Source organism: Streptomyces sp. MBT53, from assembly GCF_016654115.1.
Taxonomy (GTDB): Bacteria; Actinomycetota; Actinomycetes; order Streptomycetales; family Streptomycetaceae; genus Streptomyces.
In genome coordinates this window covers 16,559-39,702 of sequence record NZ_JAEQAZ010000030.1, presented here as the reverse complement: position 1 = coordinate 39,702, position 23,144 = coordinate 16,559, and the positions used below count along the sequence as shown (strand labels likewise).

General features: G+C 71.4%; 23 protein-coding genes. 15 read left to right on the top strand and 8 right to left on the bottom strand.

The window, feature by feature from the left end; translation table 11 throughout:
• From JHN45_RS13960 to mtnB, 3 genes are read left to right on the top strand one after another with little or no spacing between them, the layout of a single operon-like run.
• Positions 1–600 (top strand): acireductone dioxygenase, encoded by a 600-nt coding sequence (locus JHN45_RS13960; RefSeq protein WP_093624766.1) that lies wholly within the window; start codon positions 1–3, stop codon positions 598–600.
• Entirely contained in the window at positions 597–1,322 is a 726-nt protein-coding gene (gene mtnC, locus JHN45_RS13955; RefSeq protein WP_201049182.1) for an acireductone synthase, read from the top strand. The genes JHN45_RS13960 and mtnC overlap by 4 nt, the downstream gene beginning before the upstream one ends.
• Positions 1,319–1,927, top strand: a complete 609-nt coding sequence (gene mtnB, locus JHN45_RS13950; protein WP_200709367.1) for a methylthioribulose 1-phosphate dehydratase — start codon at positions 1,319–1,321, stop codon at positions 1,925–1,927. The genes mtnC and mtnB overlap by 4 nt, the downstream gene beginning before the upstream one ends.
• Before the next feature lie 45 nt (positions 1,928–1,972).
• Here the strand turns inward: mtnB and mtnA are convergent, their stop codons facing one another.
• Complete coding sequence (gene mtnA / locus JHN45_RS13945) at positions 1,973–3,004, bottom strand: S-methyl-5-thioribose-1-phosphate isomerase (RefSeq protein ID WP_200709366.1); 1,032 nt, start codon at positions 3,002–3,004, stop codon at positions 1,973–1,975.
• Positions 3,005–3,311: 307 nt separating this feature from the next.
• Between mtnA and JHN45_RS13940 the strand changes: the two genes are divergently transcribed.
• The 8 genes from JHN45_RS13940 (at position 3,312) to JHN45_RS13905 (ending at position 11,822) form a co-directional block, all read left to right on the top strand.
• Positions 3,312–4,364 carry a BMP family ABC transporter substrate-binding protein gene (locus JHN45_RS13940; protein WP_200709365.1) on the top strand — a complete coding sequence of 351 codons (1,053 nt, stop codon included), beginning with the start codon at positions 3,312–3,314 and terminating at the stop codon, positions 4,362–4,364.
• Entirely contained in the window at positions 4,345–5,868 is a 1,524-nt protein-coding gene (locus JHN45_RS13935) for an ABC transporter ATP-binding protein (RefSeq protein ID WP_201049181.1), read from the top strand. The genes JHN45_RS13940 and JHN45_RS13935 overlap by 20 nt, the downstream gene beginning before the upstream one ends.
• A gap of 16 nt (positions 5,869–5,884) precedes the next feature.
• On the top strand, positions 5,885–6,931 hold the full coding sequence (locus tag JHN45_RS13930; protein ID WP_200709382.1) for an ABC transporter permease: 1,047 nt from the start codon (positions 5,885–5,887) through the stop codon (positions 6,929–6,931).
• Positions 6,931–7,803 carry an ABC transporter permease gene (locus tag JHN45_RS13925; RefSeq protein ID WP_201049193.1) on the top strand — a complete coding sequence of 291 codons (873 nt, stop codon included), beginning with the start codon at positions 6,931–6,933 and terminating at the stop codon, positions 7,801–7,803. Before JHN45_RS13930 ends, JHN45_RS13925 begins: the two co-directional genes overlap by 1 nt.
• Positions 7,800–8,552 carry a nucleoside phosphorylase gene (locus tag JHN45_RS13920; RefSeq protein ID WP_201049180.1) on the top strand — a complete coding sequence of 251 codons (753 nt, stop codon included), beginning with the start codon at positions 7,800–7,802 and terminating at the stop codon, positions 8,550–8,552. The genes JHN45_RS13925 and JHN45_RS13920 overlap by 4 nt, the downstream gene beginning before the upstream one ends.
• A complete protein-coding gene (locus tag JHN45_RS13915; protein WP_201049179.1) occupies positions 8,549–9,844 on the top strand; it encodes an amidohydrolase in 1,296 nt (431 codons plus the stop codon). Before JHN45_RS13920 ends, JHN45_RS13915 begins: the two co-directional genes overlap by 4 nt.
• An 85-nt stretch (positions 9,845–9,929) precedes the next feature.
• Positions 9,930–10,601, top strand: coding sequence for a FadR/GntR family transcriptional regulator (locus JHN45_RS13910; RefSeq protein ID WP_019066078.1), 672 nt, complete (start codon positions 9,930–9,932; stop codon positions 10,599–10,601).
• A 198-nt stretch (positions 10,602–10,799) separates the two neighbouring features.
• On the top strand, positions 10,800–11,822 hold the full coding sequence (locus JHN45_RS13905) for a PAC2 family protein (RefSeq protein WP_201049178.1): 1,023 nt from the start codon (positions 10,800–10,802) through the stop codon (positions 11,820–11,822).
• A 78-nt stretch (positions 11,823–11,900) separates the two neighbouring features.
• On the opposite strand, the gene mshC is transcribed toward JHN45_RS13905, so the two are convergent.
• The 4 genes from mshC to JHN45_RS13885 all read right to left on the bottom strand — a co-directional run bounded on the left by mshC (position 11,901) and on the right by JHN45_RS13885 (position 15,359).
• Positions 11,901–13,130 (bottom strand): cysteine--1-D-myo-inosityl 2-amino-2-deoxy-alpha-D-glucopyranoside ligase, encoded by a 1,230-nt coding sequence (gene mshC / locus JHN45_RS13900; protein WP_201049177.1) that lies wholly within the window; start codon positions 13,128–13,130, stop codon positions 11,901–11,903.
• A 94-nt stretch (positions 13,131–13,224) separates the two neighbouring features.
• Complete coding sequence (locus tag JHN45_RS13895; protein ID WP_200709359.1) at positions 13,225–14,043, bottom strand: SCO1664 family protein; 819 nt, start codon at positions 14,041–14,043, stop codon at positions 13,225–13,227.
• Positions 14,007–14,597: a DUF3090 domain-containing protein gene (locus JHN45_RS13890; protein WP_019066074.1), complete on the bottom strand. Its 591-nt coding sequence runs from the start codon at positions 14,595–14,597 to the stop codon at positions 14,007–14,009. Before JHN45_RS13890 ends, JHN45_RS13895 begins: the two co-directional genes overlap by 37 nt.
• A gap of 75 nt (positions 14,598–14,672) precedes the next feature.
• Positions 14,673–15,359, bottom strand: a complete 687-nt coding sequence (locus tag JHN45_RS13885) for a histidine phosphatase family protein (RefSeq protein ID WP_200709358.1) — start codon at positions 15,357–15,359, stop codon at positions 14,673–14,675.
• Positions 15,360–15,421: 62 nt separating this feature from the next.
• Between JHN45_RS13885 and corA the strand changes: the two genes are divergently transcribed.
• Entirely contained in the window at positions 15,422–16,420 is a 999-nt protein-coding gene (gene corA / locus JHN45_RS13880) for a magnesium/cobalt transporter CorA (RefSeq protein WP_200709357.1), read from the top strand.
• Positions 16,421–16,423: 3 nt separating this feature from the next.
• On the opposite strand, the gene JHN45_RS13875 is transcribed toward corA, so the two are convergent.
• Both JHN45_RS13875 and JHN45_RS13870 read right to left on the bottom strand, forming a co-directional pair.
• A complete protein-coding gene (locus JHN45_RS13875; protein WP_201049176.1) occupies positions 16,424–17,212 on the bottom strand; it encodes a ferritin-like domain-containing protein in 789 nt (262 codons plus the stop codon).
• 236 nt (positions 17,213–17,448) lie between these two features.
• Positions 17,449–18,504 (bottom strand): LLM class F420-dependent oxidoreductase, encoded by a 1,056-nt coding sequence (locus JHN45_RS13870; protein ID WP_201049175.1) that lies wholly within the window; start codon positions 18,502–18,504, stop codon positions 17,449–17,451.
• A 186-nt stretch (positions 18,505–18,690) separates the two neighbouring features.
• Here JHN45_RS13870 and JHN45_RS13865 point away from each other — a divergent pair, with 186 nt between their 5' ends.
• Together JHN45_RS13865 and JHN45_RS13860 are read left to right on the top strand one after the other, a co-directional pair.
• Positions 18,691–19,674 (top strand): aldo/keto reductase, encoded by a 984-nt coding sequence (locus JHN45_RS13865; RefSeq protein ID WP_200709354.1) that lies wholly within the window; start codon positions 18,691–18,693, stop codon positions 19,672–19,674.
• On the top strand, positions 19,671–22,010 hold the full coding sequence (locus JHN45_RS13860; protein WP_201049174.1) for a helix-hairpin-helix domain-containing protein: 2,340 nt from the start codon (positions 19,671–19,673) through the stop codon (positions 22,008–22,010). The genes JHN45_RS13865 and JHN45_RS13860 overlap by 4 nt, the downstream gene beginning before the upstream one ends.
• An 84-nt stretch (positions 22,011–22,094) precedes the next feature.
• On the opposite strand, the gene JHN45_RS13855 is transcribed toward JHN45_RS13860, so the two are convergent.
• Positions 22,095–22,841 carry a hypothetical protein gene (locus JHN45_RS13855; RefSeq protein ID WP_200709352.1) on the bottom strand — a complete coding sequence of 249 codons (747 nt, stop codon included), beginning with the start codon at positions 22,839–22,841 and terminating at the stop codon, positions 22,095–22,097.
• Positions 22,842–22,888: 47 nt separating this feature from the next.
• Between JHN45_RS13855 and JHN45_RS13850 the strand changes: the two genes are divergently transcribed.
• Complete coding sequence (locus JHN45_RS13850) at positions 22,889–23,077, top strand: DUF5703 family protein (RefSeq protein WP_005485166.1); 189 nt, start codon at positions 22,889–22,891, stop codon at positions 23,075–23,077.
• Positions 23,078–23,144: the final 67 nt, after the last annotated feature.

Sequence of the window (23,144 nt, the reverse complement as noted above, 5' to 3'; positions counted from 1 at the left end):
ATGACCCTGCTCACCACCTGGCCCGAGTCCGGTCCCGAGAACCTGGTGCGCCGCACCGCCGACCCCGTCGAGATCGCCGCCGCGCTCGCGCCCCTCGGTGTGCGCTACGAGCAGTGGCCGATCCGTGAGGACGTCCCGGCCGACGCGGACAGCGACACCGTCTTCGCCGCGTACGGCCCGGAGATCGACAAGCTGAACGCCGAGGAGGGCTTCACCACCGTCGACGTCCTCGGTCTGCACCCCAGTGACGACCCGGAGTACCCGGCGAAGGCGGCCGGCGCCCGCGCGAAGTTCCTCCAGGAGCACACGCACGACGACGATGACGAGGTCCGCTTCTTCGTCTCCGGCTCCGGCATCTTCTACCTGCACGTGAACGGCGAAGTGCACGCCGTCTACTGCGAGAAGGGCGACCTGCTGGGCGTGCCGCGCGGCACCACCCACTGGTTCGACATGGGCACCAAGCCCGCCTTCACCGCGATCCGCTTCTTCCACGAGGAGGACGGCTGGGTCGGCAACTTCACCGGCTCGACCATCGCCTCGCGCTTCCCCGACTACGACACGATCGACGCGGGCTACCAGCAGGACAAGGCCGCCGCGTGAGCTTGCGGTTCACCGTGGACGCCGTGGTGCTCGACATCGAGGGCACCACGAGCGCCACGGGCTTCGTCGTCGACGTGCTGTACCCGTACTCGCGCTCGCGCTTCGCCGACCTGCTCACCGAGCGGGCCGACGACCCTGCCGTGTCCCGGGCGATCGCGCAGGTCCGCGAGCTGACGGACACCCCGGACGCCGACGCCGTACAGATCGAGAAGACCCTCAACACCTGGCTCGACGAGGACCGCAAGGCCACGCCCCTCAAGACCCTCCAGGGCATCATCTGGTCCGAGGGCTTCGCCCGCGGCGACCTCGTCTCGCACTTCTACGACGACGTCGTACCGGCCCTGCGCGCCTGGCACTCGGCGGGCCTGCGGCTGTACGTCTACTCGTCCGGCTCGGTGGCGGCACAGCGGGCGTGGTTCACGTCCAGCCCCGAGGGCGACCTCCTCCCCCTCGTCTCCGGCCTCTACGACACGGAGAACGCCGGCCCCAAGCAGGAGCCGGAGTCGTACCGCCGTATCGCGGCGGCGACCGGTGTCGAGCCGTCCCGGCTGCTCTTCCTCTCCGACCGGCCCGGCGAGCTGGACGCGGCCGTGGCCGCGGGCTGGCACGCGGTGGGTGTACGGCGGCCGGGAGAGCCGTACTTCGAGCAAGGCGTCGGCGACCACGCGCAGGCGGGGGCGTTCGACGAGATCGGCATCACCAGTTCAAGGAGCACCACGTGACCAGCGAGATCAGTGACCTCGACCTGAAGGAGGCGGGGGCTCGACTCGCCGCCGAGTCCGCCCGGTTCGCCTCGTTCGGCTGGATGCGGGGTACCTCCGGGAACCTGTCCGTGGTGCTGGGCCGGGATCCGTTGCGGCTTGCTGTGACGGCGAGTGGGCACGACAAGGGTGAACTGACGCCCGCGGATGTGGTGTTGGTGGACGGGAACGGCGCCGCCGTCCGGGGTGGGAAGCCGTCCGCCGAGGCCGAACTGCACGCCCGTGTCGCCGCGTTGACCGGTGCCGGTGCGGTTGTCCACGTGCACACGGTGGCGTCCGTCGCGATGGGACGGCGTGAACCGGGCGGGATCGTGTTCAAGGACGTCGAGATGCTCAAGGGCGTCGGTCAGCCCGCGCACGACGTCGAGGTGACCCTGCCGGTCATCGCCAACAGCCAGGACATGAAGGTGCTCGGGGACCGCCTGGAGGCGGCCCGGGACCCGAGGATGCCGGCCGTGGTGGTGGCCGGGCACGGGTTGTACGTGTGGGGGGCGGATGCGCGCCAGGCTCGGCATCACACCGAAGTGGTGGAGTGGCTGCTGGAGTTGGAGCTCACCCAGCGCTGATCCGAGAGAGAAAGGGGACCTCTGAAGCTCAGAGGTCCCCTTTCGCTACTTAAGGCGGTCGCCCGGCAGTTGACCCGCCGAGACCTCCAACACGCCCCGCTCCGTGACCAGTCCCGTCACCAAGCGGCCCGGTGTGACGTCGAACGCGGGGTTGTGGCCGCGCGACTCGGCGGGCGCGGTCCGTACCCCCGCCCACTCCAACACCTCGGCCTCGCCCCGGAGTTCGATGTGGATCTCGTCGCCGGTCTTGGTGGCCAGGTCGACCGTGGTGGTCGGGGCCGCCACCAGGAACGGGATGCCGGCGTCCGCACAGGCCAGGGCGACGCCGACCGTGCCGACCTTGTTCGCGGTGTCGCCGTTGGCGGCGATGCGGTCGGCGCCGACGATGGCCGCGTCGACCTCGCCGCGCAGGATGGTTCCGGCCGCGGCGCCGTCGACCTGGACGTAGTGCGGGATGCCTTCCTGGACCAACTCCCAGGCGGTCAGGCGGGATCCCTGGAGGAGGGGGCGGGTCTCGTCGGCGTAGACGACCTCCACCAGCCCACGTGCGTGCAGTTCGCGGATGACGCCGAGTGCGGTGCCCCAGCCGGCGGTGGCCAGCGCGCCGGTGTTGCAGTGCGTCAGAAGCCTCAACGGCCGCTCCACGCCCACGCGTTGGACCAGCCAGTCCGCGCCGAACGCACCTATCGCGCGGTTGGCCGCGACGTCCTCCTGCTGGACGGCGTCAGCCTCTTCGAGGACCGCGTCGAGGCCCTCGGCGAAGCGGGACATGACCCGGTCCACACACACCATCAGGTTGACCGCGGTGGGCCGGGCCTCGCGGACGCGGGCGACGGCCGCGCGCACCTCCGCCTCGGTCCAGCCCTCCCGCTCGCCCTCGATGATCGCGAGCGCGACGCCGTACGCGCCGGCCGCCCCGATCGCGGGTGCCCCGCGCACGACGAGACGCTGGATCGCGTCGACCAGCGTGTCCACATCGTGGACAGTCACCGTCTCATGGCGGTGCGGAAGCAGGGTCTGGTCGATGAGCGCGAGGCCGCTGCCGGTCCAGTCGACCGCGCGCAATTCCTGGGGCATAACGGGACACTCCTGCTGTTCCGATGGTGTCGGACACCGTACATGACCTCGAAGAACCACAGTTCGAGACAGTCGAGCAGGTGTCTCAAAACGAATGTTAAAGTCCAGCACCCGCAGCCCGAAGGCCGAGACGAAGGAGGACGCGTGCTGTTGACGATGCGCCGTTTCCTCGATCACGGCCGCTGTGCGAGCGACTGCTGTCGACGCTGACCTGTCCCTCTCGCGTCCACCCCTCGTCTCCCCGTCTCACCATCTGGTCGCACGCGCTCCCGCCGGAGCGCGCCTTGCCGTACCCCGGAAGGTCCCCATGCTCCGCAGATCACGTCGCACCCTGCAGCTCGTCGCCGCCACCACGCTCATGGTCACCGCCGCCACCGCCTGTAACGCCGCCGCGAAGACCGACGCCTCGGACAGCGCGAGCGGCAGCAGCGGGAAGTCGTTCACGCTGGTCACGCCGGACGCGGTCGGTCAGAACGAGTTCCTGAAGCTCGCCGTCACCGGGGTGAAGGCCGCCGCGAAGACGCACGACGGGACCGAGAAGGTCTACGAGTCGACGGACACCGCGTCCCAGCAGCAGAACGTGCAGGCCGCCGTGGACGCGAGCCCGAACGTGATCGTGCTGGTCGGCTTCGAGTTCGCGGACATCGTGGCGCAGCAGGCCAAGGCGCACCCCAAGCAGCAGTTCCTGATGATCGACGCGTGCACGACGAAGACGTTCGCGAACGTCACCTGCGCCGTCTTCCGCGAGCACGAGGGTGTCTATCTCGCGGGCGCCGAGGCCGGGCTGCTGAGCAAGAGCGGCAAGGTCGGCGCGGTCGACGTGCTCGACACGCCCCAGTTCCGCCGCTACAGCGACCCGTTCGCGGCCGGTGCCAAGAAGGTCGCCGCGAAGACCTCCGCGTCGACGCGCTTCGTCGGCGGCCAGTCCCCGTTCGACGACTCGGCGCGCGCCAAGGAACAGGCCAACTCCCTGCTCTCCAAGGGCACCGACCAGATCATGGCGGCCGCCGCGGCCGGCAACTACGGCGTGTTCGAGGCCGCGAAGGCCAAGGGCGCGTTCGCGTACGGCGTCGACGTCAACCAGTGCGTCTCCTCGCCCGGCACGGTCGTCGACAACGTGATCAAGAAGACGGACGTCGCCGTGGAGAAGGGCGTCGAGCAGGTCCTCGCGGGCAAGACCGGGACCACGGTGTCGTACGGACTGAAGGAGGGCGGCATCAGCCTCACCGGTCTTGAGGCGGGCGTCGACTCGTCGAAGTGCGTGATCGCCCAGCACAAGGACGTCCTCGCGAAGGTCAAGGCGCTGCGCGACCAGATCGTCTCCGGAGAGCTCAAGGTCGATGACCCGGCCGCCAGTTGACCCAGCCGTCGAGCTCCGGGGAATCACCAAGCGCTTCCCCGGCACGCTCGCCAACGACAACGTCGACCTGTCCGTCGAACGCGGCGAGATCCACGCCCTCATGGGCGAGAACGGCGCCGGCAAGTCCACCCTCATGTCGATCCTCTACGGCATGGAGCGCGCCGACACGGGCTCCATCCGGATCGACGGCCGCGAGGTCACGTTCGGCGACCCGAGCGCCGCGATGGCCGCCGGGCTCGGCATGGTCCACCAGAGCTTCAAGCTGTTCGACTCGCTGACGGTCGCCGAGAACGTCGTCTACGCCGCCGAACCGCGCCGCTTCGGCCTGGTGGACCGGGCCGCGGCCCGCCGCCGGGTGCGTGAACTGGCCGAGGAGCACGGCCTCGCCGTCGATCCGGACGCCCGGGTCGGGGAGTTGCCGGTCGGCCTGCGCCAGCGCGTGGAGATCCTGAAGCTGCTGCACCGGGGCGCCCGCACCCTCATCCTCGACGAGCCGACCGCGGTACTGACCCCCGCCGAGGCGGACACCCTGTTCACGGTCCTCAAGTCGCTGGCCGCGCAGGGCCGTACGGTGATCCTTGTCACCCACAAGCTGCGCGAAGTCCTCGAAGGCAGCGACAACGTGACCGTGCTGCGGGACGGCCGGGTGGTCGCCCGCCTGGTCACCGCGGACACCTCCGCCGACGAGATCGCCGCCGCGATGACCGGCCGCGCGGTCGAGCTGGACCGCGTGCACGCGCCCGGCACACCCGGTGACGTGGTCCTGGACGTGAGAGACCTCACCACGGACTCCGTCCACGATGTGGGACTCACTGTCCACGCCGGGGAGATCGTCGGCATCGCGGGCGTCGCGGGCAACGGCCAGAGCGAGCTGATCGAGGCCCTGGCCGGGCTACGGCCCGTCGCTTCCGGACAGGTGCGTCTCAAGGGGCGGGACATCACCCACGCCTCCGCCACCGAGCGCCGCGCGCAAGGCCTCGCCTACGTACCCGAGGACCGGCACGCGGTCGGTACGGCACCGGCGGCCACCGTCGCCGACAACCTCGCGATGGGCCACCACCGAACGTCCCTCTCCGCAAAGGGACTTCTGCCGCCCGCGTCCGTACGCGCCCACGCCGGGCGGCTCATCGAGCGCTTCGGCATCAAGGCGGCCACCCCCGAGGTGCCCGCCTCCGCGCTGTCCGGCGGCAATCTGCAGAAGCTGCTGATCGGCCGCGAACTCGCCCATGAGGCACCGCTGTTGCTCGTCGAGCAGCCCACGCGCGGGGTCGACATCGGCGCCATCCAGAACATCCACGACCAGATCGTCGCCTACCGCGACGCCGGTCACGCCGTCCTCCTCGTCTCCGCCGAACTGAGCGAGATCCGGGGCCTCGCGGACCGGGTCCTCGTGATGTACGAGGGCCGGGTCACGGCGACGTACACGAAGGACGAGGCCGACGAACGCGCGCTCGGGCTCGCCATGGCGGGCGGGACCGTGGCGCCGACGGAGGCCGTCGACTGACATGGCACACACTCAAATGCCGCGCATATCAGGGGTGTTGCGCTCCCCCATCACCTTCTCCGTGCTCGCGGGCCTGGTCATCGGCGCGCTGTTCCTGGTCGGTACCGGCGCGGACCCGCTCAGCGCCTACAGCGCGGTCCTCACCGGCTCGCTCGGCGCGGACGGCATCGGCTCCACGCTGAGCACCGGCACCAGCGTGCTCGGCATGGCCCTCGCGCTGGCGATCCCGCTGCGGGCCGGGCTGATCAACCTCGGCGGCGACGGACAGATGGTCCTCGGCGGCATCACGGCGGCCGTGACCGGCCTCTACTCCCCGCTGCCGGCGCCCCTGACCGTCGTACTGGCGCTGCTCGCGGGCATGGCCGTGGGCGCCGCGTACGCCGCCCTCGCCGCCCTGTGCGAGAACCGCCTCGGCGTCCCGCTCCTGGTCAGCAGCCTGCTGCTGAGCTACCCGGCGGTCTCGCTCGCCTCCTACCTGGCGCGCTACCCGCTCAAGGAACCCGGCTCCAGCCTCCCCCAGACCCGCGCGATGCCGGACGGTGTCGCGCTGCCCGCGTTCGGCGACTCGACGGTCACCGTCGGGCTGATCCTTGTCGTCCTCGCGGCGGCCGGGTACTGGTTCACGGACAAGCGCACGGCCTTCGGCTACGAGATCCGCATGACGGGCCTCAACTCCCGTTTCGCCGCCTACGCGGGCGTCGAACGCCGGGGCCTGACCCTCAAGTTGATGTCCGTGTCCGGCGCCCTGGCCGGACTCGTGGGCGCCATAGGGGTATTGAGCTTCCCGTACCGCTTCGTCGACGGCTCGCTCACGGCACCCGGCTACACCTGGACGGGACTTACGGCGGCCCTGTTGGCAGCCGCGGCCCCGCTCGGCACGGTCGTCGCCTCCTTCTTCTTCGCCGTCCTCGCGGTCGGCGGCCTGGCGATGGAGCGCACGACCGAGGTGCCACGCGAACTGACTCAAGTCCTCCAGGCCATCGTGATCGTGTTCCTCGCGGCCCGACTCCGCTTCCCCACCAAGTGGTTCAGCAGGCGTACTCAGGAAAGCGGGGCCGCGTGATGTTCTTCGACTCCGATCTCCTGATGTCGGCGCTGCGCGCGCTGACCCCGATCCTGCTGGCCGCGCTCGGCGGTGCCCTGTGCGAGCGGGCGGGGGTCTTCAACATCGGCCTCGAAGGCATGATGCTGATGGGCTGCTTCACGTCGGTGGCCACGAGTTGGTTCACGGGCAGTGCCTGGCTCGGCGTCCTCGCCGCCGCCCTCGCGGCAGCCGCGTACTCCCTCATCCTCGCCGTCGGCGCGGTGACTCTGCGCGGGGACGCGGTCGTGCTCGGAATCGCCATGAATCTCCTGGCAGTTGGCCTGACCAGCTTCCTGTTGCGTACGGTCTTCGGTGTGCAGGGCACTTTCGACGATCCGTCACTCGCCGGGCTGCCGGTGGTCGGTGGCTTCACCCCGCTCGCGTATCTGGCGTTCGTCGCGGTCGCGGTGGCCGCGGTGATGCTGTCCCGCCATGTGTGGGGACTGCGGCTGCGCGGGGTCGGCGAGGCACCGGACGCGGCGGCCACGCTGGGGGTGAGCCCGGCGAAGTACAAGTACGCGGCGGTGCTGATCTCCGGTGTGCTGTGCGGGCTCGCGGGGGCCCAACTCGCGCTCGGCAACGTCACGTTGTTCTCCGAGAACATGACGGCCGGCCGGGGCTGGATCGCCGTCGTCGCGGTGATGCTCGGCCGCGCGGCACCCGTCGGCGTACTGCTCGCGGCGCTGCTCTTCGGTCTCGCCGAGGCCGCCGGCTTCCGACTCCAGGGCGTCGGCCTGCCGCAGCAAGCCACCGATGCCGCGCCCTACGTCGTGACGCTCGTCGCCCTCTTCCTCTCGACGGCCCGTCGCCGTCGCCGTACCGCCAACTCCCCTTCCGGAGCCACTACATGACGCAGGATCTACTGCCCATCACCCGCATTCCGCGCACCGGACTCCCGGCGCACGCGGTGGTCGTCGGCGACCCGGCGCGTGCCGCCGCCGTGGCCGCGCTGCTCGACGGCGCCGAGGAGGTGTCGTACCACCGCGAATACCGTGTGTTCAGCGGGAGTTGGAAGGGCCTGCCGGTCACCGTCGCCTCGCACGGGGTGGGCGGTCCCGGCGCGATCCTGCTGTTCCAGGAGCTGGCGGACGCGGGGGTCCGCACCTTCCTGCGCTTCGGCACGGCCGGCGCGATGAAACCCGGTATCGGCGACGGCGACCTCGTCATCGCGGAGGCGGCCGTACGCGACGACGGTGTCACGCAGCAGATGCTCCCGCCGGAGTACCCGGCGGTCGCCGCCCCCGAGGCGGTCCTCGCCCTCCAGCGCGCGGCCCGCGAGACCGGCGCCCCGCACCACCGGGGGATCGTGTGGACCCGAGCGGCCTTCCAGCCCGGTCTCATTCCTCTCTTCTCCTACGACGGCGCGGGGCTCGCGGCGATCGAGATGGAACTGTCGGCGCTGCTGGTCACCGCCTCGCTGCGGGGTCTGGTCGCGGGCGGGGTCCTGGTCATCGACGGTGCCAACGCCGATGAGCTCGTCGACGCGGACGCCACCGGTGGGTACGACCCGCACCGGGACGTCGTCGCGGCCGGTGTCGAACGCGGTGCGGTGGTCTCGCTGGAGGCGCTGCGACTGCTGGCGGAAGGGAACGAGGCGTGAGCATCGACCTGTTGGTGCACGGCGGGGATGTCCTGACCGTCGACGAGGCCGGAACTGTCGTACAGGACGGGGCAGTTGCCGTCCACGAGGGCGAGATCGTCGCCGTAGGACCCGCCGAGGAGCTGAAAGCACGCTTCACTGCTGCGGAGTCGATCGACGCCTCGGGCTGTCTCGTCCTGCCCGGACTCATCAACACGCACACCCACCTCGCGATGACGCTGCTGCGCGGTCGCGCCGACGACGTCACTCTCCAGGGCTTCCTGGAGCGGGTGTTGAAGTGGGAGGCCGAGCTGCTGGCGCCGAAGAACGTGGCGGCGGCGGTGCGGCTCGCGGTGGCCGAGAGCGTGCGCGCCGGGGTGACCTCGGCGCTCGACATGTACTGGTTCCACGAGGCGGCCGAGCAGGCGGCCCGTGAGGCCGGCTGGCGGCTGCACTCGGGGCCGACCTTCATGGACGTACCGGAGCCGCCGGACGGTATGCCGTACGAGGACCGACTCGACTGGGCGCGAAGGGACTTGGCGGCGCGGGGTGCGGCACGCCCCGGTCGGCGGCCGATCCTGTTCGCGCACTCGACCTACACCCTCTCCCCCGACCAGCTGGTCGACATCGCCGCCCTGGCACGGGAGTTCGGGGCGCTGCTGCACATCCACGCGGCGGAGAACCCGACCGAGGTCGCGACCGTCGAGGTCAAGTACGGCAAGCGGCCTGTGGAGTTGCTCGACTCGCTCGGGCTGCTCGGTCCCGATCTGCTGCTCGCGCACGCCGTGGACCTGACCGGCCCGGAGATCGCGGCGCTGGCCCGCACGGGCACGTCGGTGGCCCACTGTCCGGTGTCGAACCTGAAGTTGGGCTGCGGGATCGCGCCGGTGCCGCGGCTGCTCAGCGCGGGGGTCACCGTCGGGCTCGGCACGGACGGGGCCGTCAGCTCCAACACGCTGGACCTGCTGGGCGCCGTACGACAGGCGGCGTTGGTGCACAAGGCGGGCGGTGATCCGACGGCGGTCGGGGCCGAGCAGGCCGTGCGGATGGCGACGATCGAGGGCGCGCGGGCGCTGGGGCTGGGGGAGCACCTGGGGTCCCTGGAGGTCGGCAAGCGGGCCGATCTGATCGTGCTCGACCTGGGCGGTCCGCATCTGCGGCCGCTGCACGACCCCTGGTCGACGCTCGCGTACGCGGCGCACTCGGCGGACGTGCGGGACACGGTGGTGGACGGCCGGGTGCTGATGCGGAACCGGACACTGGCCACGCTGGACGAGGAAGCCGTGATCGCGGAGCTCGAATCACTTGCCTGAGCTGTGGATTTCCCTCCCGTTCAGCCCACTGAACCCCCATAATGTGCCTGATACATCGGATGTCTGAGCAACAGGGAGGTCGGTCATGGCAGTGACCGATGAGGCGATCGAGAAAATCAAGGGAATGATCGTCTCCGGCGCGCTGCGTCCCGGCGATCGGCTGCCCAAGGAGAGCGAACTCGCCGCCGAACTCGGCCTGTCCCGCAACTCCCTGCGGGAGGCCGTGCGCGCGCTGTCGCTGATCCGCATCCTGGATGTGCGGCAGGGCGACGGCACGTACGTCACGAGTCTGGATCCTCAACTCCTGCTGGAGGCGCTGAGTTTCGTCGTGGACTTCCACCGCGACGACACGGTCCTCGAATTCCTGGCCGTACGGCGGATTCTGGAACCCGCCGCCACCGGGATGGCGGCGCTGCGGATCAGCGAGCAGCAACTCGACGCGCTCACCCTTCAGTTGGACGCGCTGGGCGGTGCTCCCTCGGTGGAGGAACTGGTCGCCTGTGACCTGGAGTTCCACCGGGGCATCGTGCAGAGTTCCGGCAACTCGGTGCTCTGCTCGCTGCTCGACGGTCTGTCGGGCCCCACCACGCGGGCCAGGATCTGGCGCGGGCTGACCCAGGAGGACGCGGTCAGCCGGACCCTGCACGAGCACCGGGCGATCCTGGGCGCGCTGCGCGACCGGGACGCGGAGGCGGCACGCTCGTGGGCGACCGTGCACATCGCGAGCGTGGAGCAGTGGCTGCGTTCGACTCTGTGAACGAGTGAGTGGGTCCGCTGATCCATCGGAGGAGTGACCGGCCGGTCCAGGTCCGCACCGGGTGGCGATCTTGTGTGTTCGACCGGCTCGGACGGGGCAGGCATGGGGTCACTCCCCCGTGCAAGGGGGCTGCGGGCGCCCCCGTCGGACGCCGTAAGGTTGGGGCGTACGCGAGGGCAGATCGGAAGGAGGCGCTGGGTGATCGAGCTGGAGGGGGTTCCCGAGCTGATCGACCCAGTGATGGTGGCCGCGTTCGAGGGCTGGAACGACGCCGGCGACGCCGCCTCCACCGCGGTCGCGCATCTGGACAGGGAGTGGAAGGGCGAGGTGTTCGCGGCCCTGGACGCCGAGGACTACTACGACTTCCAGGTGAACCGGCCCACGGTGTGGATGGATTCCGGTGTGCGAAAGATCACTTGGCCCACGACCCGCCTCTCGGTGGTCCGGGTCGGCGGTGAGAAGCCGCGTGATCTCGTACTCGTCCGAGGCATCGAACCGTCGATGCGCTGGCGCTCGTTCTGCAACGAGCTGCTGGGCTTCGCGCACGAGCTGGGCGTGGAGCTGGTGGTGATCCTGGGCGCGCTGCTCGGTGACACCCCGCACACCCGTCCGGTGCCGATCAGCGGGACCACGTCCGACGCGGACCTGGCGCAGCGCATGGACCTGGAGGAGACCAAGTACGAGGGTCCCACCGGGATCGTCGGCATCCTCCAGGAGGCGTGCACGCACGCGGGCGTCCCGGCCGTGTCGCTGTGGGCGGCGGTGCCGCACTACGTGTCGCAGCCGCCCAACCCGAAGGCCACCCTGGCGCTGCTGAACCGCCTGGAAGACCTGATCGACGTGCGCATCCCGCTGGGCGAACTGCCCGAGGACGCGCGCGCCTGGCAGGTCGGCGTGGACCAACTGGCCGCCGAGGACAGCGAGGTCGCCGAGTACGTCCAGACGCTGGAGGAGGCCCGCGACACCGCGGAGCTGCCGGAGGCGTCGGGCGAGGCGATCGCCCGCGAGTTCGAGCGCTATCTGCGGCGCAGGGACGGCGGGGGCAGTCCGCCGCCGGGCGGGCATGCCACGGCGGACGGCAGCGACAGCGCGTCGTATCTGCGGGACAACCCCAGTGCCGGCCGTCCGAAGCCGACGAGGCCCGCGAAGCCGGAGACGGAGCCCGGGACCGGGCCCGACACCGGACCCGAGGCCGACGACGAGGACTCCTCCGAGGAGTGATTCTGCAGGTCAACAGGGCGTGAAACAGGGGCGGTTCCTCCCATCCGGGAGGAACCGCCCCTGTTCTGTCCGCCGTTGCTAGAGGGCCACGCCCAACAGGGCGTCCACCGCGCGGGACACGACGCCGGGGGCGCCCTCGTCGCTGCCGCCCCGGTCGCGCTGAACGGCGGCCCAGCGGTCGACCGCGGCGAGCGCGGCGGGGGCGTCGAGGTCGTTCGCGAGGGCTTCGCGCATCTCCTCGACGAGCTTCAGGGCGGAGGGGCCGTCGGGCCGGGAGACGGCGGCACGCCAGCGGCCGAGCCGGGCGACCGCGTCCGCGAGCACCCCGTCGGTCCACTCCCAGTCGGCGCGGTAGTGGTGGGCGAGCAGCGCCAGCCGGATCGCGGCCGGGTCGACGCCCTCGCGGCGCAGCGCCGAGACGAAGACCAGGTTGCCCTTGGACTTCGACATCTTCTCGCCGTCCAGGGCGACCATGCCGGCGTGGACGTACGCCTTCGCCATGGGGAACTCGCCGGTCAGCACCTGGGCGTGCGAGGCGCCCATCTCGTGGTGCGGGAAGGCGAGGTCGGAGCCGCCGCCCTGGACGTCGAAGCCCATGCCGAGGTGGTCCAGGGCGATGGCCACGCACTCGATGTGCCAGCCGGGGCGGCCGGCGCCCAACGAGCCGCCGTCCCAGCTGGGTTCGCCCTCGCGGGCGGCGAGCCACAGGATCGGGTCGAGCGGGTTCTTCTTGCCCGGGCGGTCCGGGTCGCCGCCGCGCTCGGCGGACAGCAGGCGCATCGCGGCGGCGTCGAGGTTCGACACCTTGCCGAAGTTCGGGTCGGAACCGACCGAGAAGTAGATGTCGCCCTCGAGTTCGTAGGCGGCACCGGCCTCCCTGAGGCGCTCGACGAGCGGCACGATGCCGGGTATCGCCTCGACCGCGCCGATGTAGTGCTGCGGGGGCAGCATGCGCAGGGCGGTCATGTCCTCGCGGAAGAGCGCCGTCTCCTTCTCGGCGAGGGCGACCCAGTCGACGCCGTCGCGCACCGCGCGCTCCAGGAGCGGGTCGTCGACGTCGGTCACGTTCTGGACGTAGTGGACCTGGCGCTTGGTGTCGAGCCACACGCGCTGCACGAGGTCGAACGCGTTGTAGGTCGCCGCGTGCCCCATGTGGGTGGCGTCGTACGGCGTGATGCCGCATACGTAGAGACGGGCGACGGGACCGGTGTCAGGGGTGACCAGACCGCCGGTCGCGGTGTCGTGGATCCGGAGGTCGCGGCCCTTGCCGGGCAGGGCGGGGACCTCAGAAGCGGGCCAGGCATACATGTCATGAGCGTAACCGGACAGGTGTTTCGCATACGAACCGGACCAGGGCGGACGGCCGATCAGGCCCTCTTGCGCGCCCGTGATCGCCGTGCTCCTACACCGGCGGCCACGGAATGGCCGGCCACTCCCCGCTCGGCTCGGGATGCTTTCCGGCCGCGAGCAGCGCGTCGACCCGCGCGCGCGTGGCGTCGAGTTCGACGGCGGTGATCAGCTCGGCGAGCTTCCCGGCCAGGCCGCCACCGTCCCTGAGCGCCTCTCTGAGCCCCTGGAGGACCTCGATCGACTCCGGGGTGAGGGACTCGCCCGCCCAGCCCCACAGGAGGGTGCGCAGCTTGTTCTCGGCGTTGAAGGTGACTCCGTGGTCGATGCCGTAGAGGCGGCCCTCGTCGGCGGGCAGCAGATGGCCGCCCTTGCGGTCGGCGTTGTTGATGACGGCGTCGAGGACGGCGAGCCGGCGCAGCCGCTCGTCGTCGGCGTGCACCAGGAGGGCGGTCTTCCCCTCGCCGACCTCGGCGAACCCGATGGCCTTCCAGCCCGCCTCGGGCTCCTCGGCGTCGACCAGGGCCAGCAACTCCGACTCGGCCGCCGCCTCGATCCACAGCTGGCACATGCCCTCGCCGTACGGCCCGTCGCGCAGCACGGTGGTCGGCACGAGCCCCCAGCCGGTCGCCTCGGAGACCTCGTAGGCGGCGACCTCGCGCCGGGCCAGGTTGCCGTCCGGGAAGTCCCACAGGGGGCGCTCCCCGGCGACCGGTTTGTAGACGCAGGACGCCTCACGGCCCTCGTACGTCACGGAGCAGAACAGCACCGCGTTCGACGCCTCGCGGATGCGTCCGCGTACCTTCAGCTCACCCTTGGCGAGCAGCTCGGCCGTGGTCACGCTCCGCGGCGGTATCCGTTCTGGCGCGGACATACGTGTCCTTCCGGGTCGAGCGGGAGGCTGCACAACGGGCAGGGCGGACGGCCGGCGTTGACGACGTCGAGGGCCCGCTTGGCGAAGGCGCGGGCCTGGGCGCCGGTGAGGCGGACCCGCAGCATCGGGGGTCCGTTCTCCTCGTCCTGGAGCAGTCGCTCCTCGGCCTCGGCGAGGTCCTCCTCGGACTCCGCGTCGAGCTCCACGAGGGCCTGCGCCTCGACGATCATGCGCTGTTCCTCGCCGTCCCAGGCGAGCGCCATGGTCCCGACGCGGAACTCCTCCTCGACGGGGGTCTCCAGCGGGCGGGTGTCGGAGATCTCGGTGGGGGTGACGGCCGGGACGGCCGCGCTGCCGCCGCTGCGCCGTACGACCTCGTCCAGAAGCTCGTCCATGCGCTCGGCGAGCGCGGCGACCTGCGTCTTCTCCAGGGCCACGCTGGTCACCCGAGGACCGGCGGCGGCCTGGAGGAAGAACGTACGGCGCCCGGGCAGACCGACCGTACCGGCTACGAAGCGGTCCGGCGGGTCGTAGAGGAACACCTGACGGGACACGTCCTGTCTCCATTGGAATCGACTGCTGACAAGTGCGGCGCTACTGCGACCGCTTCACCCTACTGCGGCCGACGATCACGGTGCGCCCGCGCCGCCCCCGACCGTGGCCTCGTCGCCCGGGGGCTCCTCGCGCGGCGCCAGGGAGGCGAGATCGCCGGTGTCCCCGAGCCGTACGAGAAAGGGCCTGAGACGGGTGTAACGGATCGCGGTGATGGAACACGGTTCCACGGAGATCCGCTGGAAGAGGTCGAGATGAAGTCCGAGTGCGTCCGCGACGAGGGACTTGATGATGTCGCCGTGCGAGCACATCAGGTAGACGGCGTCGGCGCCGTGATCGCGCTCCACGCGCGCGTTCCACTCGCGTACGGCCTCGGCCGCGCGGGTCTGCATCGCCCGCATCGACTCGCCGCCGGGGAACGCGGCTGCCGAGGGATGCGCCTGTACGACCTCCATCAGGGGCTCGCCCGACAGCTCGGCGAGCTTGCGCCCGGACCAGTCGCCGTAGTGGCACTCCCCGATCCGCTCCTCGGTGTGCAGCCGCAGGTCGGGGCGGGCGTCCAGGAGGGGCTGGAGGGTCTCCTGGCAGCGCTGCAGCGGGCTGGCGACCACCTCGGCGATCGGCAGCGCGGCGAGCCGTCCCGGGAGTGCGGCGGCCTGGGCGTTGCCCCGCTCGTCGAGGGCGACACCGGGCGTCCAGCCGGCGAGCACTCCCCCGGTGTTGGCGGTCGAACGTCCGTGCCGGACAAGGATCAACGTGGGCATGCGGCCAAGGGTAGGCGTACCCCAGGGTGCGTTTTCGGCCGGGCGGCGGGAGAATACGCACCGTGATCGTCGACTACGCCATCTACCGCGACGGGCGCCGGACCGAGGGGCCCGGCGACTTCTCGGACGGCCTGGACCACTGCCGTCGGGTGGGTGACGCGTTCGTCTGGATCGGCCTCTACGAGCCCACGGAGGACGAGTTCGACAAGGTCACCCAGGAGTTCGCGCTGCACCCACTGGCCGTCGAGGACGCCCTGACCGCGCATCAGCGGCCCAAACTGGAGGTCTACGACGACTCGCTGTTCATGGTCCTCAAGCCGGTGGGCTACGAGGCGGACAGCGACGTGGTCACCTCCGGCGAGGTCATGGTCTTCGTGGGCGACTCCTTCGTGGTGACCGTCCGGCACGGCGAGGAGGCCCCCCTGGCGGCCGTACGGCACCGCCTCGAGGAGGAGCCGGAGATGCTGCGGCACGGTCCTACGGCGGTGCTGTACTCGATCGCCGACGCCGTGGTCGACCACTACGTGGACGTCGCGGGCGAGTTGGGGACCGACCTGGAGGAGCTGGAGGCGGCGGTGTTCTCGCCGACCGGCGGCGGCTCGCGGACCACGGCGTCGCGGATCTACGCCTTCAAGCGGCAGATCCTGGAGTTCCGCCGGGCCACCGGACCGCTCGCGCAGCCGCTGTCCCGGCTCGCGGGCGCCGGTCTCGCCGGGGACCGGGTGCGGTTCGTGCACGACAAGGCGCGGCCGTTCTTCCGGGACGTGAACGACCACCTGATGAAGGTCAACGAGTCCGTGGAGGGCCTGGACCGGCTGGTCTCGGACGTCCTGGCGGCGCATCTCGCGCAGACCGGCGTCCGGCAGAACGACGACATGCGGAAGATCTCCGGGTGGGCGGCCATGGCCGCGGTCCCCACGATGATCGCGGGCGTCTACGGCATGAACTTCGACCACATGCCGGAACTGCACTGGCTGTGGGGGTATCCGGCGGTGATCCTGCTGATGGTCGCCCTGGAGGTGCTGTTGTACCGGACGTTCAAGCGGCGCGGCTGGCTGTAGTTCTCACGCGAATTCGGGGGCCGTGGTCGCCGGTCCGCCGAGGGCGTCGCGTCGTTCCGGCATCCTCAGGGACACCATCCGCCGCCAGCCGCCGAGCCGTTCGTACGCGTACACGGCGTGGATGCCCGCGGCGAGCACCGCCGACTTGGCCCGCGGCCAGCCGAGGACGCGTCCCATGTGGGCCATCACGGCGAGACTCACGTCCCGGTAGATGCGGATCTCGGCGAGCGCGCACTCGCGCAGCGTCCGCTGGATCGCGCGGCCGTGTCCCGCGGCCGCGAAGCGCAGCAACTCCTCGTGGCAGTACGCGAGATGGTTGTCCTCGTCGTGCGAGATCATCCGCACCGCGCGGCCCAGGTCGGGATGGTCCGCGAAGTGCCTGCGCAGCAGGTCCATCTGCTCGGAGGCGCGCTGTTCGGTGACCCGGCTGTGGGCGAGGTAGACGACGATGTCCTGGACGGTGAGCGACTGGTCGCCCTTGAGCTTCTCGTGCGGGAGACCGATGCCGTGCCGCTCCAGGAGCATCGTGTAGTCGGTGTCCGAGGGCACCGGAACGGGTTCGAGGCCACGCTTCTTCATGAGGGCGTTGAAAATGCGCCCGTGCTTGTCCTCGTCGGCGCCGTGCCGGCTGATCTTGGGGGCGAGGTCGCGCTCGGCCGGCGGGACGAGGGCGGCGATGCGCCCGTTCTCCCAGCCGCCCTGGGACTCCCCGCCGGCCGCGATGGAGCAGAACAGCCGGAAGGACTCGTCGTCGTCGAGGATCTCCTGGAACAGGCTCTTGGCCGAAAGCATCTGAAGGCACCTCCATGCAGGATTCCGCCGCATTCCGCAAAGAACGAGTCAAATGCGACGTCAGAGGTGCTGCAACAGCAGTGTCGGACAACTCCGCCAAAAGGAGGACGGCGGATGTCCCTCCGGGGGCGTAACCGCGCGGCCCGCCGCGCGTTGTTCCCCGTGACGGCCGTGGCGGGGAAGACCCCCCGAGCCCCCACCACGGCCGTAGAAAACTTCCGTACGGCAGGGCCGCGTTACGCGAGACCCGCGCGCTCCAGTGCGTCGGTTCCGGCGCGGAGGGCGGCGATCCGCTCCTCCAGGGTCCAGCCCGCCGGGGCGAGCGTCAGGGTGGTGACACCGGCCGCCGCGTACTCCTTCATCCGGTCCGCGATGCGGTCCACGGAGCCCAGGAGCGTCGTCTTGTCGATCAGGTCGTGCGGGATGGCGGCCGCGGCGCCGTCCTTGTCGCCGGCCAGGTACTTGTCCTGGATCTCGGCGGCCGCCTCCTCGAAGCCCATGCGCTGAGCCTGCTTGTTGTAGAAGTTCTGCTGCCGGCTGCCCATGCCGCCGACGTAGAGCGCGGTGTACGGGCGGAAGGTGTCGGCGAGCTTCTCGACGTCCTTGTCCTCGCCGAGGGCGAGCGGGAGCGTCGGGACGATGTCGAAGCCTTCGAGGGTCTTGCCCGCCTTCTCGCGCCCGGCCCGCAGGTGCCGTACGGCGGTGTCCTCCAGGTGCTCGGCGGACGGGAAGATGAGCAGCGCGCCGTCGGCGATCTCGCCGGTCTGCTCCAGGTTCTTCGGGCCGATCGCCGCGATGTACAGCGGAATGTGCTCGCGCTGCGGGTGCACGGTCAGCTTGAGCGGCTTGCCCGGGCCGCCGGGCAGCGGCAGCGTCCAGTGCTCGCCGTCGTACGACAGCCGCTCGCGGGTCATGGCCTTGCGGACGATCTCGACGTACTCACGCGTGCGTGCCAGGGGCTTGTCGAACTTGACGCCGTACCAGCCCTCGGAGACCTGCGGGCCCGAGACGCCGATGCCGAGGCGGAAGCGGCCCCCGGAGAGGGAGTCGAGGGTCGCGGCGGTCATCGCGGTCATCGCGGGCTGGCGGGCCGGGATCTGGAAGATGGCCGAGCCGACGTCGATGCGCTCGGTCTGCGCGGCGACCCAGGTGAGCACCGTGGCCGCGTCGGAGCCGTAGGCCTCGGCGGCCCAGCACACGGCGTAGCCGAGGCGGTCGGCCTCCTGGGCCACGGCCAGATTGTCGCCGTCCATTCCGGCACCCCAGTAGCCGAGGTTGATCCCGAGCTGCATGGCAGACCCCTTACCCGTCAGTAACGTCGCTGTTGTGCCGACCCTAGCGCGAGGTGGTCCCGGCGGACAGGACGGGTGCCGGTGAGTGGTCACGGAGCGTGCCGTGCGACCGACTGTGGATCATCGTGGAAATCGGTTATCCACAGGCAACCACAGGCCAGGTTCAGGCCAGTAATCTCGGCGTTCATGGAGCAGAGGCATCTCGGCCGTACCGGCCTTCGTGTGTCCCGGATCGGACTCGGCACCCTCACGTGGGGACGCGACACCGACGAGCATGACGCCGCGGACCTCTTGAAGGCGTTCTGGGAGGCCGGCGGCACCCTCGTCGACACGGCGGACGTGTATGGCGACGGGGAGGCCGAGTACCTGCTCGGACAGCTCATAGAAGGGCTCGTGCCGCGCCGGGACCTGGTCATCTCGACGAAGGCGGGGAGCGTGCCCGACCCCGACCGCCGCTTCGACGGCTCACGCGGCCATCTGCTCGCCGCGCTGGACGCCTCGCTGGCCCGGCTCGGCACCGACTACGTCGACCTGTGGCACATCCACGCCTTCGACCCGTTCACCCCGCTCGAGGAGACCCTCCAGGCCCTCGACCTGGCGGTCAGCAGCGGCCGGGCACGCTACGCGGGCGTCTCCAACTACTGCGGCTGGCAGCTCGCCAAGGCGGCGACCTGGCAGCTCGCGGCGCCGGGCTCGCGGACACGGCTGGCCAGCACACAGCTGGAGTACTCGCTGCTGCAGCGGGGCGTGGAGCGCGAGGTGCTGCCGGCCGCGCTGGACCTGGGCATCGGGCTGCTGCCCTCCTCGCCGCTCGGGCGCGGGGTGCTCACCGGGAAGTACCGGCACGGCACACCGGCCGACTCGCGCGGCGCCTCGGAGCACATGGGGCTCTTCGTCGCGCCCTACCTCGACGACACGGCGACCCGCATCGTGGACGCCGTGACCACGGCCGCGGACGGGCTCGCCGTGACACCCCTTCAGATCGCCCTGGCCTGGGTCCGTGACCGGCCCGGGGTGGCCGCCCCGATCGTCGGCGCGCGCAACGCGCAGCAGCTCACGGCCGCATTGTCAGTGGAGGCGCTTAGTCTTCCTGACGAGATCTGCCGAGCGCTCGACGATGTGTCGGCGCCTCTGCACCGCTATCCCGATCACGACTGGAGCACGCTGTGAGCACGGACCCGGAGACCACGGAGACCTCGCCGGCCGAGGGCGCGGAGGCGACGCGGGACACCGTGGCGGACGCCGCCGAGGACACGGGCACCGGCACGGACGCCGGCGAGGGACCCGGGGGCGCGGATGGGGGCCCGGCCGGGGAGAGTTCGGCCGCCGACGGCGCGGATACGGACGCCGAGAGCACGGACGCCGGCGCCGGCGCCGGCGAGGCAGCGACCGCCGAGGGCGCCGAGGGCGCCGAGGTCACGGAAGCCGCCGGTGAGGCCACCGCCGAAGCTGCCGCCGCCCCCGAACTCTCCGAAGCCGCCGCCGAGTTGCTCGCGCAGCGGCTGGAGCGGGAGCGGATCGAGCGGCGGAAGGCGGAGAAGGCCGGGCCCATCGCGGCCGGGACCAAGCTGAGCGGTACGGCCGCCGATCTGCTCGCGGCCGTACGGGCCGTGGAGAGCGGCGAGAAGCCCGTCGCCACCGCGTTCACCGGGCCGGAGCCCGCCCCGCGCCGCCCCGCCACCCCCGAAGCCGTGCGGCGCCCGCAGCCCGTCACGGCCGAGCCCGGCGCCCCGGCCGGCGAGACCGTCGCCTCCGTACGGCAGGTGCTGGTCGAGGGCGGCGCGCCCGAGTCGCTCGCGGCCCAGGTCGCGGCGGCGCTCGGCGAGGGTGCGGACGACCAACTCCGCGAGGATCCCTGGCAGTTGCTGCGCGTCCCGGGGGTACGGCCCGAGCAGGCCGACGGTTTCGCGCGGGCGCTGCTCGGCGCCGAGTGCGCGCCGGACGACGAGCGGCGGGGCCGGTCGGTCACCGGCTGGCTCCTGGAGCAGGCGGCCCTGGCCGGGCATACGGCCCTGGAGGCCTCGGCGTTGACTGCCGCGATGGCCAAGCAGGGTGTGCCCGACCCCGACGCGGCGACGCAGAGCGCCATCGCGGAGGGCGAAGTGCTGGTGTTCCAGGACGCGTTGGACGAGCCCGCGGTCCCGGTGCAGCGCACGGACGACGAGGCGGAGGAGGAGGAGCGTCCGGTCCGGGTGCTGATCGGCCTGGAGCGGTACGCGCTCGCCGAGGAGAGCCTCGCCGACGGACTGGCCAAGCTGATCAACTCCGTGCCGAAGGAGGACGGTTCGGCGGCGGACTGGGAGCGGGCCGGCGGTGCCAAGGGGTCCACCGGCGAGCTGATCCGCGCGGTCGCGGGGCACGGCCTGGTGCTGCACACCGGCGGGGAGGCGTCCCTCGAAGAACCGGCCGCGCTGCTGCACACGGCGGCGGGCTTCGGACTCCGCGCCTGGGCCGCCGCGTACAGCCCGGTGGGCCGGGACCGGTTCGCCGCGCTGCTGACGCGGTCCGGCGGGACGGCTGGGGCCGCGCCCGGTGACGGACCCCAAGTGGCCACCGTCGCCGGGTTGTTGGCCGGCTCAGCCGGTGTCGAAGGCCCCGGGCGGGACGCAGACGGCGCCCTGGACCTGGATCTCCTCGTCGTGCTCGACGCGCCTCAACTGGACGTCGAGACGGCGGCGTTGCTCACCGAGTCGCTGCCGGACGGCGCCCGGCTGGTGCTGGCCGGGGACCCCGCGGTGCTGTGGTCGGCGGGCCCCGGGCGGGTCTTCGCCGATCTGCTCGCCGCGCGGGCCTGCCCCCACGTCGTGTCCCGCCGCCCCGACCTCGGTCCCGTGGGCGAGCTGGTCTCCGGCATCGGCATCGGCGAGCTGAACCAGGTGGAGGCCCCCGGCAAGGAGGTCGTGATCGTGCCGGTCCGGGATGCCGGCGAGGCCGTGCACCGGACCGTGCAGCTCGTCGCCGACTCGGTGCCGCGCGTGATCGGCGTCCCCGCCGAACAGACCACGGTGATCACTCCGGGCCACGGCGGCGCGGCCGGCACCCGCGCCCTCAACGTGGCGCTGAAGGAGCGGCTCAACCCCGGCCCCGGCCGGTTCGGCGGCTTCGACCCCGGTGACCGGGTCGCCTACTCCCCCACCCCGGGCCGTACCGTCGTCGGCCAGGTGGTGAAGGCCGACGCCGAGGGGCTGCACCTGTCGTGCGCGGGCGAACCCGTCGTCGTACCGAAGGAGCGGGTGGAGCAGTCCGTGCGGCACGGGTGGGCGCTGACCGCGCATCAGGCGGTGGGGGCGCGGTGGCCCGCGGTGGTCGTGGTGCTGCCCGGGGACGCGGCGCAGGCGCTCAGCCGGCCCTGGGTCTACACGGCGTTCAGCCGGGCGGACCGTCATCTCTCCGTGGTGCACGGCGTCGACCAGGCACTGCCCCGCGCTGTGGCCGAGATCCCGGCCAAGCCGCGCACGACCCGGTTGCCGGTCCTGCTGCGACCGCAGGTCCCGGCAGGGAGCTGAACCGGACGACGGCGGTGGTCACGGAGGGGCTTCCTCCGTGACCGCCGCCGTCGTCGTCGTTCGTCACTGTCGGCGAGGCGCGGCTCAGCGGTCCGCTTCGAGCGCCTCCAGATCCTCGTCCTCGTCGAGATCCGCGTCGAGGTCGGGATCGAGTTCGTCCTCGATGCCGTCCTCGATCTCCGCCCCGGGTTCGTCCACCTCGTCGATGTCGTCCAGTTCGTCGTCGATCTCGTCGTCGAAGACCGCGCTGACGTCGAAGCGGCACACCACCCGCTGAGGGTCGACGCCCTCGAAGGGGGCCTCGAGCCAGGCGCCGGGTTCGGCCGCTTCGTCGGCCGCCGTCACCCACAGCGTGGAGTCGCCCTCCTCAAGGCCGAACTCCTTGGGCCGGGAGGCGATCTCGTCGGCCTCGAACTCGTCGAAGAGAATGCCGAGCGCGCCGTGGATCGTGCCGGAGGCCTCCGTGCCCGTGCCGTCGCCGACCGCCGCCTCGACCCGCTGCGCCTGCGCGAGCAGCCGCTGCGGTTCCGCCACGGCGTAGTCGCGACGGATCAGCACGCTCACCGCGTTCGGCTCCTCGGGGCCGGTGTACGGCGGCAGGGAGTCGTCGGTACCGGGGATCTCGAAAGGCGTGACCTCGTCATAACGGTCGTAGAGCAGCTCGTCATAGACCTCGGCGGCAGCGGCGAGCTGGTTGAACGCCTCGTAGACGGCCGGGTCGTCCTCCCCCGACCGGCCTTCGACCGCGGCCAGGTGGCGGTCGAGCGCGGTCTTGACCGCCTCGGCGGCGGCGCGTACCTCGGCAGCGGTGGGCTGCGCAGCATCAGACATAGTGCAGACGCTATCCGTACCGGGGCTCTGCCCGCACAATAGATGCGATGCCGGAATACGAATTTGTCGACGTGTACGTACCGCGCGGGGTCTCCCGCAAGGACGCCACACGTCTGCTGACGGACCACGCCGAGTACGGACACTGGGAATTGGACCGACTGAGCCTGCTGCGCGACGGCAGCCGCAGGGTGCGGCTGCGCCGGCGGATCATCCGCCAGGTGCGTGCCACGTGGTGAGCTGAGTCGGGCGAAACGGAGCGGGCCCCGGCTGTGCGGGGCCCCTCCGTCGCGCAGATCACATGTT

Coding starts and splice junctions, on each gene's coding strand:
- JHN45_RS13960 (WP_093624766.1), top strand. CDS start 1: ATGACCCTGCTCACCACCTGGCCCGAGTCCGGTCCCGAGAACCTGGTG.
- mtnA (WP_200709366.1), bottom strand. CDS start 3,004: ATGCCCCAGGAATTGCGCGCGGTCGACTGGACCGGCAGCGGCCTCGCG.
- JHN45_RS13940 (WP_200709365.1), top strand. CDS start 3,312: ATGCTCCGCAGATCACGTCGCACCCTGCAGCTCGTCGCCGCCACCACG.
- JHN45_RS13935 (WP_201049181.1), top strand. CDS start 4,345: ATGACCCGGCCGCCAGTTGACCCAGCCGTCGAGCTCCGGGGAATCACC.
- JHN45_RS13930 (WP_200709382.1), top strand. CDS start 5,885: ATGCCGCGCATATCAGGGGTGTTGCGCTCCCCCATCACCTTCTCCGTG.
- JHN45_RS13925 (WP_201049193.1), top strand. CDS start 6,931: ATGTTCTTCGACTCCGATCTCCTGATGTCGGCGCTGCGCGCGCTGACC.
- JHN45_RS13920 (WP_201049180.1), top strand. CDS start 7,800: ATGACGCAGGATCTACTGCCCATCACCCGCATTCCGCGCACCGGACTC.
- JHN45_RS13910 (WP_019066078.1), top strand. CDS start 9,930: ATGGCAGTGACCGATGAGGCGATCGAGAAAATCAAGGGAATGATCGTC.
- mshC (WP_201049177.1), bottom strand. CDS start 13,130: ATGTATGCCTGGCCCGCTTCTGAGGTCCCCGCCCTGCCCGGCAAGGGC.
- JHN45_RS13895 (WP_200709359.1), bottom strand. CDS start 14,043: ATGTCCGCGCCAGAACGGATACCGCCGCGGAGCGTGACCACGGCCGAG.
- JHN45_RS13885 (WP_200709358.1), bottom strand. CDS start 15,359: ATGCCCACGTTGATCCTTGTCCGGCACGGACGTTCGACCGCCAACACC.
- JHN45_RS13875 (WP_201049176.1), bottom strand. CDS start 17,212: ATGCTTTCGGCCAAGAGCCTGTTCCAGGAGATCCTCGACGACGACGAG.
- JHN45_RS13870 (WP_201049175.1), bottom strand. CDS start 18,504: ATGCAGCTCGGGATCAACCTCGGCTACTGGGGTGCCGGAATGGACGGC.
- JHN45_RS13865 (WP_200709354.1), top strand. CDS start 18,691: ATGGAGCAGAGGCATCTCGGCCGTACCGGCCTTCGTGTGTCCCGGATC.
- JHN45_RS13855 (WP_200709352.1), bottom strand. CDS start 22,841: ATGTCTGATGCTGCGCAGCCCACCGCTGCCGAGGTACGCGCCGCCGCC.
- JHN45_RS13850 (WP_005485166.1), top strand. CDS start 22,889: ATGCCGGAATACGAATTTGTCGACGTGTACGTACCGCGCGGGGTCTCC.